The 14,635-nt window shown below is 70.0% G+C and carries 16 protein-coding genes and 1 pseudogene; 9 read left to right on the top strand and 8 right to left on the bottom strand.

Going from position 1 to position 14,635, the window contains the following annotated elements:
- Positions 1-5: 5 nt before the first annotated feature.
- The 6 genes from NKJ07_RS08665 to NKJ07_RS08640 all read right to left on the bottom strand — a co-directional run bounded on the left by NKJ07_RS08665 (position 6) and on the right by NKJ07_RS08640 (position 4,954).
- Positions 6-1,892 carry a PH domain-containing protein gene (locus NKJ07_RS08665; protein WP_318570185.1) on the bottom strand — a complete coding sequence of 629 codons (1,887 nt, stop codon included), beginning with the start codon at positions 1,890-1,892 and terminating at the stop codon, positions 6-8.
- A complete protein-coding gene (locus NKJ07_RS08660) occupies positions 1,893-2,408 on the bottom strand; it encodes a PH domain-containing protein (RefSeq protein WP_425504738.1) in 516 nt (171 codons plus the stop codon).
- A gap of 99 nt (positions 2,409-2,507) precedes the next feature.
- Positions 2,508-3,284, bottom strand: coding sequence for a DUF7260 family protein (locus NKJ07_RS08655; protein WP_425504753.1), 777 nt, complete (start codon positions 3,282-3,284; stop codon positions 2,508-2,510).
- Positions 3,281-4,264, bottom strand: coding sequence for a metallophosphoesterase family protein (locus NKJ07_RS08650; RefSeq protein ID WP_318570183.1), 984 nt, complete (start codon positions 4,262-4,264; stop codon positions 3,281-3,283). The genes NKJ07_RS08655 and NKJ07_RS08650 overlap by 4 nt, the downstream gene beginning before the upstream one ends.
- A complete protein-coding gene (locus NKJ07_RS08645; RefSeq protein ID WP_318570182.1) occupies positions 4,261-4,383 on the bottom strand; it encodes a hypothetical protein in 123 nt (40 codons plus the stop codon). The genes NKJ07_RS08650 and NKJ07_RS08645 overlap by 4 nt, the downstream gene beginning before the upstream one ends.
- 124 nt (positions 4,384-4,507) lie before the next feature.
- Complete coding sequence (locus NKJ07_RS08640) at positions 4,508-4,954, bottom strand: transporter (RefSeq protein ID WP_318570181.1); 447 nt, start codon at positions 4,952-4,954, stop codon at positions 4,508-4,510.
- A gap of 319 nt (positions 4,955-5,273) precedes the next feature.
- Here NKJ07_RS08640 and NKJ07_RS08635 point away from each other — a divergent pair, with 319 nt between their 5' ends.
- The 8 genes and pseudogenes from NKJ07_RS08635 to NKJ07_RS08600 all read left to right on the top strand — a co-directional run bounded on the left by NKJ07_RS08635 (position 5,274) and on the right by NKJ07_RS08600 (position 11,514).
- Positions 5,274-5,780 (top strand): macro domain-containing protein, encoded by a 507-nt coding sequence (locus NKJ07_RS08635; protein ID WP_318570180.1) that lies wholly within the window; start codon positions 5,274-5,276, stop codon positions 5,778-5,780.
- A gap of 32 nt (positions 5,781-5,812) precedes the next feature.
- The gene (locus NKJ07_RS08630) at positions 5,813-6,079 is read left to right on the top strand and encodes a DUF8145 family protein (protein ID WP_318570179.1); all 267 of its coding nucleotides are present in this window, start codon (positions 5,813-5,815) and stop codon (positions 6,077-6,079) included.
- Between the two features lie 114 nt (positions 6,080-6,193).
- Positions 6,194-6,802 (top strand): annotated as a pseudogene (locus NKJ07_RS08625) (beta-class carbonic anhydrase).
- Between the two features lie 590 nt (positions 6,803-7,392).
- On the top strand, positions 7,393-8,661 hold the full coding sequence (locus NKJ07_RS08620) for an oxidoreductase (RefSeq protein WP_425504752.1): 1,269 nt from the start codon (positions 7,393-7,395) through the stop codon (positions 8,659-8,661).
- Positions 8,662-8,740: 79 nt separating this feature from the next.
- On the top strand, positions 8,741-9,115 hold the full coding sequence (locus NKJ07_RS08615; protein ID WP_318570177.1) for a helix-turn-helix domain-containing protein: 375 nt from the start codon (positions 8,741-8,743) through the stop codon (positions 9,113-9,115).
- Positions 9,115-9,408: a DUF7521 family protein gene (locus tag NKJ07_RS08610; protein ID WP_318570176.1), complete on the top strand. Its 294-nt coding sequence runs from the start codon at positions 9,115-9,117 to the stop codon at positions 9,406-9,408. The genes NKJ07_RS08615 and NKJ07_RS08610 overlap by 1 nt, the downstream gene beginning before the upstream one ends.
- A 158-nt stretch (positions 9,409-9,566) precedes the next feature.
- Positions 9,567-9,995, top strand: coding sequence for a thioredoxin (gene trxA / locus NKJ07_RS08605; protein WP_318570175.1), 429 nt, complete (start codon positions 9,567-9,569; stop codon positions 9,993-9,995).
- A gap of 40 nt (positions 9,996-10,035) precedes the next feature.
- On the top strand, positions 10,036-11,514 hold the full coding sequence (locus NKJ07_RS08600) for an AMP phosphorylase (RefSeq protein WP_318570174.1): 1,479 nt from the start codon (positions 10,036-10,038) through the stop codon (positions 11,512-11,514).
- Between the two features lie 32 nt (positions 11,515-11,546).
- Here NKJ07_RS08600 and NKJ07_RS08595 read toward each other — a convergent pair whose 3' ends face one another.
- Positions 11,547-12,242: a hypothetical protein gene (locus tag NKJ07_RS08595; RefSeq protein ID WP_318570173.1), complete on the bottom strand. Its 696-nt coding sequence runs from the start codon at positions 12,240-12,242 to the stop codon at positions 11,547-11,549.
- A 128-nt stretch (positions 12,243-12,370) separates the two neighbouring features.
- On the opposite strand from NKJ07_RS08595, the gene NKJ07_RS08590 reads away from it, so the two are divergent.
- Entirely contained in the window at positions 12,371-13,318 is a 948-nt protein-coding gene (locus NKJ07_RS08590) for a ribose 1,5-bisphosphate isomerase (protein WP_318570172.1), read from the top strand.
- 336 nt (positions 13,319-13,654) lie between these two features.
- On the opposite strand, the gene NKJ07_RS08585 is transcribed toward NKJ07_RS08590, so the two are convergent.
- Positions 13,655-14,575 carry a sodium:calcium antiporter gene (locus NKJ07_RS08585; protein ID WP_318570171.1) on the bottom strand — a complete coding sequence of 307 codons (921 nt, stop codon included), beginning with the start codon at positions 14,573-14,575 and terminating at the stop codon, positions 13,655-13,657.
- Positions 14,576-14,635: the final 60 nt, after the last annotated feature.

Below are 14,635 nucleotides of genomic sequence, written 5' to 3'. Positions count from 1 at the left end.
CGGACTCACCGTTCGTCGTCTCGGGCCTCGCTCTCGTCGGGTGGCGTCTCCGCCCCAGTCGCGTCGTCAGACCCGCCGACGAATGGGTCCGTGCGGTCGGTCCCGGCCGCGGAATCGGGGTCCGTCGACCCTTCGGTGTCGCCCTCGTCGTCCGGCGATTCACCGTCCGAGCCGTCGGTCGCCGGTTCGTCGCGCGTGCCCCAGACGAAGCCGTCGTCGCCCGCTCCGTGCGGCGCGTCGGGCCCTTGTTCCGAGCGGGGCTGGCCCTCTGGATTTGAACCGTCCGGCCGGCGGTCGCCGTCGGTGTCGGCTCCGGCTTCGCCATCGGCGTCGCACTCTCCGCCCGTCTCGGCTTCGCGTCCGTCGTGGTCGTCGCCGGCGGCCGCGACCGCGTCGGTTTCCCGTGCCCGTCGGGCCCGTCGGACTGCGAGCGCGGTCCGCAGCCGTTCGTCGAGTTCGGCGCGGAGTTCGTCCGCGACCGCGTCGTCGACGTCGACGGCCGCGGCGTCACCCCCGGTGATCGAGAGCGACCCGGCCGTGTCGATCGTCACCGTCGCGAGGCTCCATCGCCGCTGGAACGGGGTGCGAGTGTCGATCACCGTCTGGATCCGGTCGTAGGGGACCACCTTGGTCTGTCGCTTCAACACGCCGTTGCGTGTGACGACGTGGCTCTCGCCGAGCCAGTACCCCCGGTGGGTCCACTTGAGATGAGCCGCGGGGGGGATCGCCACGAGCACGCCGAGCGGTAGATACCACGGGAACGGGAGCCCACCGAGCCCGAACGCGCCGGCGAGGGCGGTGTCGACGCCGAAGAGCACGCCCGTGAGGACGCCGACGACGATGAGATACCGGACGGCGTACCGGCGACGGACCCGTCTCGGAGGGCGCCGCAGGTCGGGTTCGCCGAACGCGTCGATGTCGTTTGCGAGCTCGAACACGCGGTCGCGCGTCGCCAGCGGGACCGCCGCCTCCGAGCCGCGACCGCCGCCCGAGGACTGCCCCGGCGCGTAGCCCGCCGTCTCGATGAGCAGCGTCGCGTAGCCGAAGTACCGCTTCAGGGGGGTGTCTTCGACCGTGAGCGTCTGGACCTTCTCCAGCGGGATCGAGCCGTCGTACCGCTGGAGCAGTCCGCGCTCGTACTGGAGTTCGTCCCCCGCGCGCACAAGGTGGAAGCCATAGTAGTTGACGACGGCGGCGACCGCCCCCGCGGCCCACGAGAAGAGCACGACGCCCGCCACGACGAGGAGTACGAAGCCGACGAGCGCGACCGCCCCGCCGCGCGGCAGGAACGAGGAGACGACCGGCACCGACCCCGAGAGCAACAGCGCGAGGACGCCGGGGACGCGGACGTCGAACGACAACAGCCCGACGAGGGTGAGCTCGCGGTCCGAGAGCGCGAACAGCTCCGTCGCGGGCTCGGGTTCGGCCTCGCGGTCGGCGTCGGGGTCGACGCCGCGTTTCATCCGTGGGACCTCGCGCTGGAGCCGTTTGGCCTCCTCGAACGAGACGAACCTGAGGGAGGCCTCCGTCTCGCTCCCGCCCGCGGTTTCGAGGTCGACGAGGGCAATGCCGAGCACCCGCTGGACGACGTTACGCGAGATGTCGACGTTCTGGATCCTTCGTAACGGAATCTCGCGCTCGCGGCGGGCGAAGACGCCCGATCTGATGTCGAACGTGTCGGCCGTGAGTTCGTACTCGTACCGCTGGTAGTACGCCACCTGGTAGGCGACGAGCGCGAGCACGCCGACGCCGAGGAGCGCGACGAGTGTCAGCGGCCCGGCCACGCCGCCGAGGAACGACCCACCGGAGAAGACGAGGAACACCGCGGCGACGAGGAGGCTCCCGCCGCGTTCGAGGATGCGGTACGGGACCGAAAGGGGTGAGAGCTTCATCTATACAGCGTCGTCGCCCTCCGCACGGATCGCCAGTCGCTTCAGCCGTTCGCGCAGATCGTCCGCGCTCGCCGGCGTCAACCCCGGGACGGTCACGTCCGCCCCCCGTGATCCGGCCGTGTAGATGACGACGCGGCCCAGCCCGACGGCCCGTTCGACCGGGCCGCGGGAGGAGTCGACGTGCTGGATACGGACGAACGGGACCACGGTCCGAACGTGGGTGAGCACCCCTCGTTCGAGGTAGATGGCGTCGTCGCGCACCTCGTACTGCCACGACCGGTATCTGAGCACCGCGTGGACGACGCCGACGACGAGGACGCCGCCCGCCAGCCCGACCGAGACCCACTCGGGGACGAAGGGGGCGACCCGCGCGGCAAGCGCGAGGACGACGCCGAGAATCGCGGCGCTGACGACCGATCGGGCGGCCCAGACGAGCCGGACGCGCGGGTTGAGGCTGGTCATCGGGAGCGACTGACGGAGGGCGTTCGCGGCGAAGCCGGTCTCATGTCCTCCCATCCGAGACCGTGCAGTAAGAAGGTGCGGTCTCCGGGTCGCGTATCGCCTGGTGTCGGGCACCGGTCGTTCGGTCAGGTGTGGTTACTCCGCCCGGCCGAGTTACTCCGCCCGCCCGACCCCGTCCGCGATCGCCCGGCGACCGTCGGTGACGCGCTGGCCGAGCGACGCGATCGTCGCGAGGCCCGGTCGACAGCCGTACAGGTAGCTCGTGACGTCGTCGTCGACCACCGCGAACGAGCGGCGGTGTCGCGCGAGTGTCGCCTGCCGGTCGGTGGCGACCTCGTCGAGGTGCGTCTCGATCCGGTCGAGTTCCGACCACGCCTCGAACGCCGCGTCGAGTGGGACGCCGGCGGCTGCCCGCTCCCACGAACGCGCTCGGTCGATCCGCGACCGAAGCCGGCGACAGGTCCCGTCGACGGCGTCGACGGAGTCGGCCTCGCGACCGAGCAGTTCGACGAACGACTCGCGTGCGCGGATCGCGACGCCGGTCCGGTCGACAAGTGCCTGCCGGAGATCGGGCGTCATCGGGCCAGTCTGGACGCGCCGTGCCAGGTCCGCGCCCAGCTCCGCCGCCACGTGCTCCGTCAGCGTCTCGTCGTCGCCGACGTGGTCGGCGGCCAGGACGGAGCGACGGTACGCGTCGCGGACCGACCTACAGCCATCACTCGCGTCGGCCGGCTGCCCCGCCGGGACGCCGAGCGTGCGGGCCGTGGTCACGGCCGCCCGCCCACCCCGCGCCGTCGAGGGCTCGACCGGAGCGTCGGAGCCGCCGTCGAGTCGGGCGACGGCGGTGCGGAACGACCGGAAGGCCTCGCGTTCGGCGACGCAGACGCGTCGCTCACGGTCGACGGCCCGCCGTGCCGCCGCCAGCGTCATCGCCACCGCAACGCCTCCGGCACGTCAGCGCCGACGGCATCGACGCGTTCGTCGGCCTGCGGAACGTCGGACAGGAGCCCGCGGTCGGCGTAAGCCGCGACCCCCTGGCCGTGGGCGTTCCCGGCGTCAGCGCGGACGTACGCCTCGGCCATCCCCTGCCGCCCGGCGAGCGGGACCAACCTGACGGTCGTTCCGGTAGGCCCGGAGTCGATCAGTAGCCCGGACGGCGGGAACGAGCAGGTGGCGGGCGCGACGACCTCGCGGACGCCGCCGCGTGCCGTCGTCGTCGGGAGGTGGAGGTGCCCCGAGAGGGTGAGGACGCCGCCGCGCTCGGCGAGCACCTCGTGGACGGCCCGGGCGTTGCGGAACTGGTAGAAGTCGCCGTCGGGGAACGGCCCGACGTGGTCGCGGGGGTGAAACAGCGTGTGGTGGGCCACTACGACGGGAGTGTCGACGCGGGTGACGGTCCGGCGAAGCCAGTCGAGCGCCGCCGCGCTCAGTTCCCCCTCGTGGGTGTGCGTGAGGCGGCCACCCGCACTCGCCGTGTCGAGACAGAGGAGGTCGAGCCCACCCACCCTCGCGTGGAACGGGTACGGCCCGAGGCCGTAGCGTTCGCCGAATTCGGCGGCGGTCGGGGCGACGTAGTCGTCCCACCGCTTCGGCACGTCGTGGTTGCCCGGAACCGCGACGAGCGGGGCCGACAGGTCGGCGAGCACCTCGTCGGCGAGGGCGTACTCCGCCTCGCGGCCGTCGCACGTCAGGTCGCCGAGGAGGATGACGGCGTCGACGCCGAGGTCGTCTGCGGTGTCGACCGCCGCCCGAAGCCGGCTCTCGGTCCGGTGGTACACCTTCCACGTCCCCGACTCCGTCGACGACAGGTGTGGATCCGAGACGACGAACAGTCGCGTGGGCGCCTCGGGGCGCGGGCGCGACAGCCTGGCGAACACCGGGCCGACGTCGTGGTCGGTGGCCGTCCTCATCGATTCACCGTCTCCGTGTACGTTCCCAGTGGCGTCTCCCGGTGGACCCGGATGCGTCCCGTCTCGGCACAGAGTTCGATACGGAGCGGAGGGACTCGTCGCTCGTCGTCACCCGTCATCGTTCGTCACTGGCGGCAGTCTGCCTGTTAAACGTATCGTATATATTATATATTGTGCTGCGGTTCTATCTATTCTCTCGGGGGAGATACAGAGCACTCCCGAGACGGGGTGGGCGACGGGCGCTCAGGTCACGATCGCGCCGGCGGTGACGAACAGGAGCACGCCGACGACCGCCGCTCCCCGGTAGAGACCGAGCGCGGCGGCCGCCGGTTCGCGGACTTTCTTCTGCCCGACGCCATCGCGGAGGCGGCTCCCGCCGACCTCGACGAGTCCGGTGAGCGCGAGCCAGAGGACGACCATCGCGACGACGAGGTTGCCGTTCGTCGTCGACGCGAGCGTCCCGAACGTGTAGCCGGTGGCCGCGAGGTGGCCGCCCGACGCCAACATGACGACCGCGGCGAGCCGCGACCACCGGGTCAACGCGGTCTCCATCGATTCGAGCGGGCCGGCGTTCAGCCCGCCGGAGCGAGCCATGGGGAGGACGGCCGCGGCGAAGAAGCCGACGCTTCCGACCCAGAGGGCACCGACCAACAGGTGTACCGTCGCGAGCGCAGTGTCGACGAGAGCCATGCCGCGAGCGACGGACGGCCCCGCCTTGAACTCCCCGTCTCGCGGTCGTCCGCGGCCGGCGTCGGCACGCGTCGGTCCAGCCGACTTCTCCCGCGCGTCGCCAGCGATCCGTTCGCTCCCCCGGCAGTGCAGAACAGAAGAAATTTAACGGATTCCGAACGACAGAACCGCGGGGACGACGCGGCTTCGTGCCGATCCCGTGCACGCCATACCCACCCTTGCACGGAGCGTCCCCTTCTACTCGACGCCGACACCGCTCCGGGGAGACGACAGTCCCGACCGGAGGAGGCTTTTGTCGAACGCGATCGACGAGTCGCACATGGAGTTCACCGTCGTCCAGGGAGACATCGCCACACAGTCCGCCGACGCCCTCGTCAATGCGGCCGGGACCAGTCTCCGGATGGGCTCGGGCGTCGCCGGCGCGCTGCGCCGTGCCGCCGGGGAGGAACTCGACGCGGCGGCCGTCTCGATGGGGCCGATCGACCTCGGCGCGGTCGCGGTGACGGACGCGTACGACCTCGACGCCGACTACGTCGTCCACGCCGCCGCGATGCTCCACTACGGCGACGGACGAGCGACCGCCGAGAGCATCCGCGACGCCACGCGAAACGCGCTCGCGGCCGCCGACGAACGCGGCTGTTCGTCGCTCGTCGTCCCCGCGCTCGGCTGTGGCGTCGCGGGTTTCGACCTCGCCGAGGGAGCCCGCATCATCTGCGAGACCATCCACGGGTTCCAGCCGTCGTCGCTCTCGGACGTCCGGTTCATCGCCTACAGCAATGCCGAGTACGAGACGATCCGGGGGGTCGCGGACGCGGTCCGGGAGTAGCCTTTTGCCGTCCCGGTCCTCAGGAGTCGCCGATGGACGTCCCCGAGGACGCGCCCGCCGTCTGCCCGGTGTGTGAGACCGCCTACGAGTCGGTCTCCCGGCACGACGCGGGCCTCATGGTGAACCTGCTCGACAACGAACGGTACCGTCGGGTCTGTTTCGAACCCGTCTCGTACGAGGGAACCCCTCACGTCCGATTTTACCACCACACCCACGGCCAGGTCGGCTCACGACACGACGGACGCGACGATAGCGCCGCTGTCGACGCGGCCCCCGGCACCGATCCGGTGTCGTGGTAGCCGCGGCGGGGTCGTGCTCGCGTCGAGGCAACAAGTACTGCCGCCGTCTGGGTCAATCGGTTGCTCTTGCAGGGACGCGAAGCGTTGGGCGCTTCCTCCCCGTACCCCCATGCGATGCTCGAAGACCACGACCACGACTACGACCGCGTCCACGAGTACGTCGACGACCGCGTCGACGACCGCGAGAACTGGGCGCGCCGTCGCCGTGAGGGGATCCCGACGGACGAGAACCTGCTCGTCGTCGCCTGCATGGACGAGCGGATCCCCGTCGAGTCGGCGCTCGGACTCGAACTCGGCGACGCACAGATCTACCGCAACGCGGGCGGAAAGGTGACGGACGACGTGATCCGGAGCGCCGCGCTCACGACGAACTTCTTCGACACGGAGGAGATCATCGTCGTCAACCACACCGACTGCGGGATGATGAGCGCCGCCGACGAGGACGTCGTCGCGGGGCTCGAAGCGCAGGCAGGCGACCTCGACGACGTGGACCTCGACCCGGCGCTCCCCGAACTGACGATCGGCGACGCCTCGGTCGCGGAGTAGGTCCGGATGACGGACGATATCGACGAGGCCTGCGCCGCACAGGTCGCCTACCTGGAGGCGCACGAACTCCTCCCCGACGACGTCACGATCTCGGGCTACGTGTACGAGGTCGAGTCCGGCGAACTCCGCCGGCCGAACGGGCGGATCGCCGAGGAGATCAGCGAGCGGCAGGGCTGACGCCACGGACCTTCTTGTACGATGGGGCAGCCACTCCGTCGCGTGATCTGATGCCGGTCACGGGACGGGCCGCGACGCGACGGCACACCCGTCTCGTGTGTGGATCGTGCCTCCGTTCGCCAACCGAGTCGCCTCACGTCTCGTCCACTTCCCCGCGAGGGCTGGCGGCGCGCAGGAACGCGGTGAGGGGACCCAACCGAGTGACCCGTACGAGGGGCCTGCTCGCGGCTCCGTCCGCGAGTGACCCGGCTGGGGAGAGCCGAGACGTCTCGCCGCGCATCGGGGACTGTGCGGTTCCGCTCACCGCGTCGAGACGCATGGAACACCACTTCGCAGTTGTGTGCCGAGACTCGCAGAACCCGACTCCGACCGAAGTCCGTACTCCGGTCGACCGGCGCGATCCCGACCGTCTTGGGAGCACCGCACCCGAGCGACGCGATCGTTTCGACGCCGAGTCTCGACGTACTCACACACGCGATCGAGCCCCCCGAGGTTTTGCCACTCCGGACCCTCACGACGGTATGGTCCGACTCGAGGACCCGCTCGACATCGGCGGTCTCACCGTCCCCAACCGCCTCTACCGTGCACCCCTGCTGGAGTGTGCCGGCAACGGCGACGGTGCGGTCGACGCGCTCGTCTCGCACCTCGAACCCGCCGCGGCGGCGGGCGCGGGGCTGGTCTGCCAGGGGGCGACCATCGTCCGCGGCCCCGGCGGCTGTGCCGCGCCGAACATGACGTACGTCGACGACCCGGCGTTCGTCTCTCGGCTCTCCCGGCTCACCGACGCGATCCACGACCACGGCTCGACGATCGCGATCCAGCTCGAACACGGGGGGCTCCGGAGCATGGAGACGTGGCACGCCGGCTTTCGGGCGAAGCACGCGGACTACCAGCAGTTGGCGGTGTCGCCGCTCCCCCGGCTGCTCCGACTGCTGGACCGTCTCGGGTTCCTCGCGTACGATCCCGTCGTCATGTCGACCGACGAGGTGTACGACCTCGCGGCCGACTTCGGGCGTGCGGCCGGCTACGCCGCCGACGCCGGCTACGACGCGATCCACCTCGCCGGCGCGAACATGGGGATCGTCCACCAGTTCCTCTCGCCGTTTTACAACCGGCGCGACGACGAGTTCGCCGACGGGGTGCGCTTTCTCGAGGTCGTCCACGACGAGATCCGCGAGCGAGCCGGCGACGTCCCCCTCATGACGAAGGTGCCCGCCGAAACCGAGGCCCCGCCGGGCGTCGCCCACATCACCGACCGCGAGGCCGTCCACGTCTGCCGCCGACTCGCCGACTACGGCTACGACGCGCTCGTCCCGGTCACTGGCTCCGTGTTCTGGGACGCGAGTATCGTCCGCGGCGCGTTCCCCGAGACGGCGTGGCGCGACGACCGCTTCCGCGACGGCTACGCCGCTGCCTTCGGGGGCAGACTCCGTGCGGGGCTCGTCGCCCTCGGCAACTGGCTCGAATCGCTCGTCTACGACTTCGAGCCCGCCTGGAACGCGGGGGTCTGCCGCGCGGTCCGCCGCGTCGTCGACATCCCCGTCCTCGCCGAAGGCGGCATCCGAACCCGCGGTGAGATCGACCGTCTCCTCGGTCGGTCGTGCGACATGGTCGGGATGGGGAGGCCCTTCTACGCCGAGCCGCGGCTCCCCGCGCGGCTGCTCGACGCGGCGTCCGAGACGAGCGTCGTCTGTGCGAGCTGTAACAACTGCACCGTCCCACAGGTCACGGGTGCCGACGGCGTCTGCCGAACCCCGGACGTCCTCGCCGCCGCGGGGCGGTTGCGACGCGACGGCGCGTACGAGCGACCGGACGCGGCGTCGACCCGGTCGTCGGACGACGGGGGAGGGGACACCTGAGCGTCCGGCCGACATCGGTGCGCTTTCGCCGTACCGGAACCCCCGAACGTTATAAGTGACCGATGCGGACGGCTTCGTAATGGCTCGCGACCGCTCGGACGAGGAACCAGACGAGTTGCAGTCCGTCCTCGACGCGCTCGACGACGCGGACGCGAGAACGATCATCAGAGGACTCGAAGAACCAATGACCGCGAGCGAGATATCCGAAAGCTGTGAGATCCCGCTGTCGACGACGTATCGGAAACTCGATCTGTTGACCGACGCGTCGCTCCTCACCGAGGGGACCGCAATCCGCGCCGACGGCCACCACGCCACCACGTACGAGGTCTCCTTCGACGCCGTTCGCGTCCTGCTCACCGAGGAGCGCGACTTCGAGGTGGAGATCGAAGGCGCCGGACGGGCACCCGACGAACGGCTGGCGGACATCTGGTCGAAGGTCCGGAGGGAGACGTAATGGTCCACACGGCGGCCTCTCCGGCGGTGGTGTCGCTCATCGTCGCGGTGAAGACGGCGATCCTCGTCCTCGGCGGACTCATCACCTACTTCAGCTACAAGGCGTACCGGAACACGGGCGAGGGCTCGCTCCGTGCGCTCGCCATCGGCTTCGGCATCATCACGTTCGGCGCACTGCTCGCGGGGGTGCTCGACGCACTGCTCGACATCTCGCTCGCGTTCGGCGTCCTCATCGACGCGGTGCTCACGCTCATCGGCTTTGCGGTCATCACCTACTCGCTGTACTCCGACTGAGGCGTGGGCGGTCCGCTCTCCGGTGCACTCGCTCGGCCACGGCCGCGCTCGTTCGTCTCTTCTCGTCTCTGTCCGGTCGCTCCCGAGACCGATATCGCCCCGTAGTGTTGTCATAGACGCGCAAAACCGTTAAGCGTCGTCGCCGAGTACACCCGGCCATGTCCGATTCGGAGGAACTGGACGAGATCCGGCAGCGAAAGCGCGAACGGCTCGAACGTCGCCTCGCGGCGGGCGAACCCGACGACGTCGCCGGCACACCGGAGACGCCGACGGAGCCGATCCACGTCGAGAGCGAGTCGCATCTCTCGGAGATCGTCTCGACCCACGGCGTCGTCCTCGTCGATTTCTACGCCGACTGGTGTGGGCCGTGCAAGATGCTCGAACCGGCGGTCGCCGGCCTCGCTCGTGACTCGCCCGCGGCGGTCGCGAAAGTGGACATCGACACGCATCAGGGACTCGCCTCACAGTACCGCGTCCAGGGCGTGCCGACGTTGCTCCTCTTTTGCGATGGGGAGCCGGTCGAACGCGTCGTCGGGGTGCGCGATCAGGGGTCCCTCGCGTCGCTCGTCTCGCAGTACGCCGGCTGACGCGGACACAGTTAACCCCGTGACACGTGATCGGGGGCGTATGCAGCTCGACGTCGAACCGGTCGACATCGCCTCCCGGTCGCCGACCGTCCTATTGAACGAGCGTGACGCGGCCGAACTCGGCGCGCACCCGCTCGATCGGGTTCACCTCGCTACCGACGACGGGACGACAGTCGCCATCGTCGAACTCACGGACGAACTCGTCTCGCCAGGAGTGGTCGGCACGACGCGACGGCTCACCGACGTGACGGGACCGGTCGACGTCTCGCTGGCCCCGACGCCGGCGTCAGTGCGGTACATCCGCAAGAAGCTCGACGACATCGAGCTCGACGGCGAGGAGTTCGAGCGGATCGTCCGCGACATCACCGAGGAACGGCTCGCGGACGTAGAACTCGGCGCGTACGTCGCGGCGGTGTACGCCAACGGGCTCTCGCTGGCGGAGACGATGCATCTCACGGAGCGGATGACGGCCGCCGGCGAGGTGATCACGTGGGAGCGAGACGTCGTCGCGGACAAGCACTCCATCGGCGGCGTCGCCGGCAACCGCGTCACCCCCGTGTTGGTCCCGCTCGTCGCGGCCGCGGGGCTGACGGTGCCGAAGACCTCCTCGCGCGCCGTGACCTCCGCCGCGGGGACCGCCGACACGATGGAGGTGTTCTGCGACGTGGCGTTCTCCCGCGCCGGCGTCGAGCGGATCGTCGACGAGGCGGGCGCGTGTCTCGTCTGGGGCGGCGCGGTGAACCTCTCGCCCGTCGACGACAAGATCATCCGCGCGGAGACGCCGCTCTCGCTGGACCCGCCCGGCCAACTCATCGCGTCGGTCCTCTCGAAGAAGAAGAGCGCGGGGTCGACCCACGTCGTCGTCGACATCCCCTACGGCGAGGGGGCGAAAGTCGAGAGCCTCGCCGCCGCGCGCGAGTTCGCGACTGACGTCCGCCGCGTCGCCGAACACATCGGTCTGACCGTCGAGTGTGCGATCACCCGCGGTTCACAGCCGATCGGGCGCGGCGTCGGCCCCGTGCTGGAAGCGCGCGACGTCCTGGAGACGCTCGACGGTGCCGGTCCGGCGGACCTCCGGCTGAAGAGCGTCCGACTCGCCGACCTGCTGTTCGACTGTTGCAGCGTCGACGCCGACGCGACCGCCCTCCTCGACTCGGGGGCGGCGCGCGAGCGGTTCCAGCGCATCGTCGCCGCCCAAGGGGGCGACCCGGAGGTCACGCCGGGAGACCTCTCCGTTGGCCGACACACGCGCGTCGTCCACGCCGACCGGTCGGGCGTCGTCACCCACGTCGACAACCGCCTCGTCAACGACGTCGCTCGCCGCGCGGGGGCACCGAAGGACGCGGGTGCCGGTCTCGACCTCCACTGCCGCGTCGGCGACGCGGTCGAGACCGGGGAGCCGCTGTTTACCGTGCACGCGGAGGTGCCAGCCAAACTCGACGACGCGGAGTCACTCGTCGACCGGAGCGAGGCGGTCCGCGTTCGCGGCGCACAGGAGACGCTCGTCGAACGGGTGTGACGTGAGGTCCGCGAGCAGGTCGCGGCGAGCCGTCACCCGGTCACAGGGGTCACCGTCGCCTCCGGTGTCGCACGTGCGGCCCGCCGGAAGAGGACGGCGAGCGCGATCGTCGCGCCGGGGAACGTGACCGCCCACACGGAGGCGATCCAGATCAACGGAGGGTAGTAGATCTGGAGCGCGAGGAACGGGAGCACGAGCCCGTTCGCGATCAGGAACAGACGAACCGCCCGTTCGATCCCCGGACCCGTGAAGACGAACGCGGCGAACAGCGTGGCGAGGCTCATGAAGCTGTATCCGAGGAGATCAACCGAGTAGAGGAACGAGTCGAACGGAACGAAGAGGAACGGCTGGAGTCGGACGCTCTCGGCGGTGCCGTCGAGCAGCCGGGGGAGGACGAAGGTGAGCTGGACGTAGTAGTTGATGCTGATCAACACGGCGTAGATCGTCGCGAACACGACCCCGAGGTGGCTCCAGATCTTCCGGTCGTCGGGCGCGTAGTAGTGGACGCTGACCATGAGGATCGCAAAGGCCGTTCCGAGGAACAGCGACGGGGTGAGGAGCACGACGAGCCCGAGGGGAGTGCTCGTGCTCTCCGGGCCACCCGCCGAGCCCAACAGCCCGAGCCACTCGGCGACCTGCGCGACGACGTAGCTCACGCTGAACAGCGCGGCGAAGAGGGCCGACCAGAACCCGAGTCTGCTGACGGTCCGTGAGGGCGTGATCTCCATGAGTACTCACTCGCGTCGACGGTCGATAAACACGTCTCGTGGTTCTCAGTTCCGTGGATTCCTGGGCCCCGTCTCCGTACAGGATACGCGCCACCTCGTTTTTCCCTCGTGGCGTGAAACGTCCCCACATGGACGTCCACGAGGAGGTGCGCGAGACGGCCGCGGCCATCGACACCATGGAGACGCGTGGCGCGGCGGCCATCGCGGACGCCGCCGCGCGCGCGCTCCGGACACAGGCACGGGCGAGCGACGCCGACAGCCCGGAGGAGTTCCGCGCAGAGCTTCGGGCGGCGGCGCGGCTTCTCTTCGCCACGCGCCCGACGGCGGTGAGCCTCCCGAACGCCCTCCGGTACGTCCTCCACGGACTGGCGGGCGAGACCGTCGAGGAACTCCACGCATCGGTCGAGCGAACCGCCGACGACTTCTGTGTTCGACTCGACCGCGCGCAGTCCGACCTCGGACAGGTCGGTGCGAACCGGCTCCGCGACGGCGACGTCGTGATGACCCACTGCCACTCGACGGACGCGCTCGCGTGCGTCGAAAGCGCCGTCGACCAGGGCAAGGCGCTGGAGGCGATCGTCAAGGAGACCCGCCCGCGGAACCAGGGGCACATCACGGCCGAGGAACTCGACGCGATGGGCGTCCCGGTGACGCTCGTCGTCGACAGCGCGGCGCGACACTACCTCAACGACGTCGACCACGTGCTCGTGGGCGCGGACTCCATCGCCGCCGACGGGAGCGTCATCAACAAGATCGGGACCTCGGGGCTGGCGGTCAACGCCCGCGACCGCGGCACGCCGGTGATGGTCGCCGCCCAGACGCTGAAGCTCCACCCGGCGACGCTCACGGGCCACACCGTCGACATCGAACTCCGCGACACCGAGGAGGTGATCGACGCGACGCATCGAGAGCGGATCGGCGACCCCAAGGTGGTCAACCCGGCGTTCGACGTGACGCCCCCGAGATACGTCGACGCGATCGTCACCGAGCGCGGCCAGTTCCCGCCCGAGAGCATCGTCACGCTGATGCGCGAACTGTTCGGCGAGGGCACCACGAGGCCGTGGGAGGAGCCCTGACGGACTCGAAGCGGGCCGGCACCGACTGGAGCGGTTGCCGGTGTGTGCGGTGGCGCGCGGCCCCCGCGGCCGCCGTGCCGCGGGGACGCTCGTGCGAGGGATGAGCGCACGAGCGTCCGCAGGGAGCGAGAGCGCGAATCGGCTGGGGGAGGCCCGTGGTCTCACCGCCCTGGGGACTGTCGTCGCCCGATTCCGCCCACTGTCGTCGCCCGATTCCGCCCACTGTCGTCGCCCGGTTCCACCCACTGTCGTCGCTCCGATCTGCACACCCGTCGATGGCGTGGCGATGACGAGCGACGGCGACCGACCGCGAGCCACACGACATGAGCGCCGACGTCACACGAACAGGAACGTCGGCAGATACAGACCGAGACACACCACGGCCGTCCGACGGTCGATCCCGCGCCGCCAGTAGAACAGCCCCAGTACGACGAGCGATGCGACCAGCATGTACGTCGCCGACGGGATGACCGAATCGAGATCGGTGACGACGACGTCGGCGACGAGCGCGCCGATGCCGAGCGAGAACACCGGATCGGTGATGTTGCTCCCGAGGATCGACCCGACCGAGATCCCGCTCGACCCGCGGCGGGCGGCGATCCCCGCGACGAAGATCTCCGGGGTGGTCGTCCCGAGGCCGGTGAGGATCCCGACGAGGTACTCCGAGACGCCGACGATCCGCGCGAGCGCGATCCCGTTCGTCACGAGCAACTGCCCGCCGACGGCCACCAGCGCAAGGCCGCCGACGATCCACGGGAGCGCCCGCTCGGGCGGTTCGGCCTCGTCGACGACCTCCTGGGCGATCTCCGTCCCGCCCTCGTTGGTGTACAGCGTGTAGACGAAGTTGACGTACGCCAACATCATCAAGAACCCCTCCGAGCGCTGGATCACGCCGTCGTCAAGCGTGAGCAGCATGACGACCATCGCGAGCGTCATCGCGCCGCCGTAGATCATGACGTTCCGCCGCTCGGCGACGATCGGCGACAGCAGCGCGACGATGCCGATCGCGAGCGTGATCTGGGAGGTCTCGGAGCCGACGATGTTGCCGACGACGATGTCGCCCGCGCCGTACCACGCGCCGTACACCGACGTCACCATCTCGGGGACCGAGGTCCCGACGGAGATGAGCGTGACGCCGATGAAAAACGACGACACGCCGTAGTACCGGGCGACCTCCGCCGCGGCCGTGACGGCGCGGTCCGACCCGACGACGAGGGCGGCAAGTCCGACGACGAAGAGGGCGACCTCGGCGAGCACGTCCGCGGGGACGGCTGTCGGGGAGTAAACTCTTGCCTCTCTGACACCGACGCGCCGGCC

The sequence above is a fragment of the Salinigranum marinum genome (assembly GCF_024228675.1).
Taxonomy (GTDB): Archaea; Halobacteriota; Halobacteria; order Halobacteriales; family Haloferacaceae; genus Salinigranum; species Salinigranum marinum.
The sequence above is the reverse complement of the archived record's forward strand: the minus strand, read 5'-3'. Positions and strand labels throughout refer to the sequence as shown.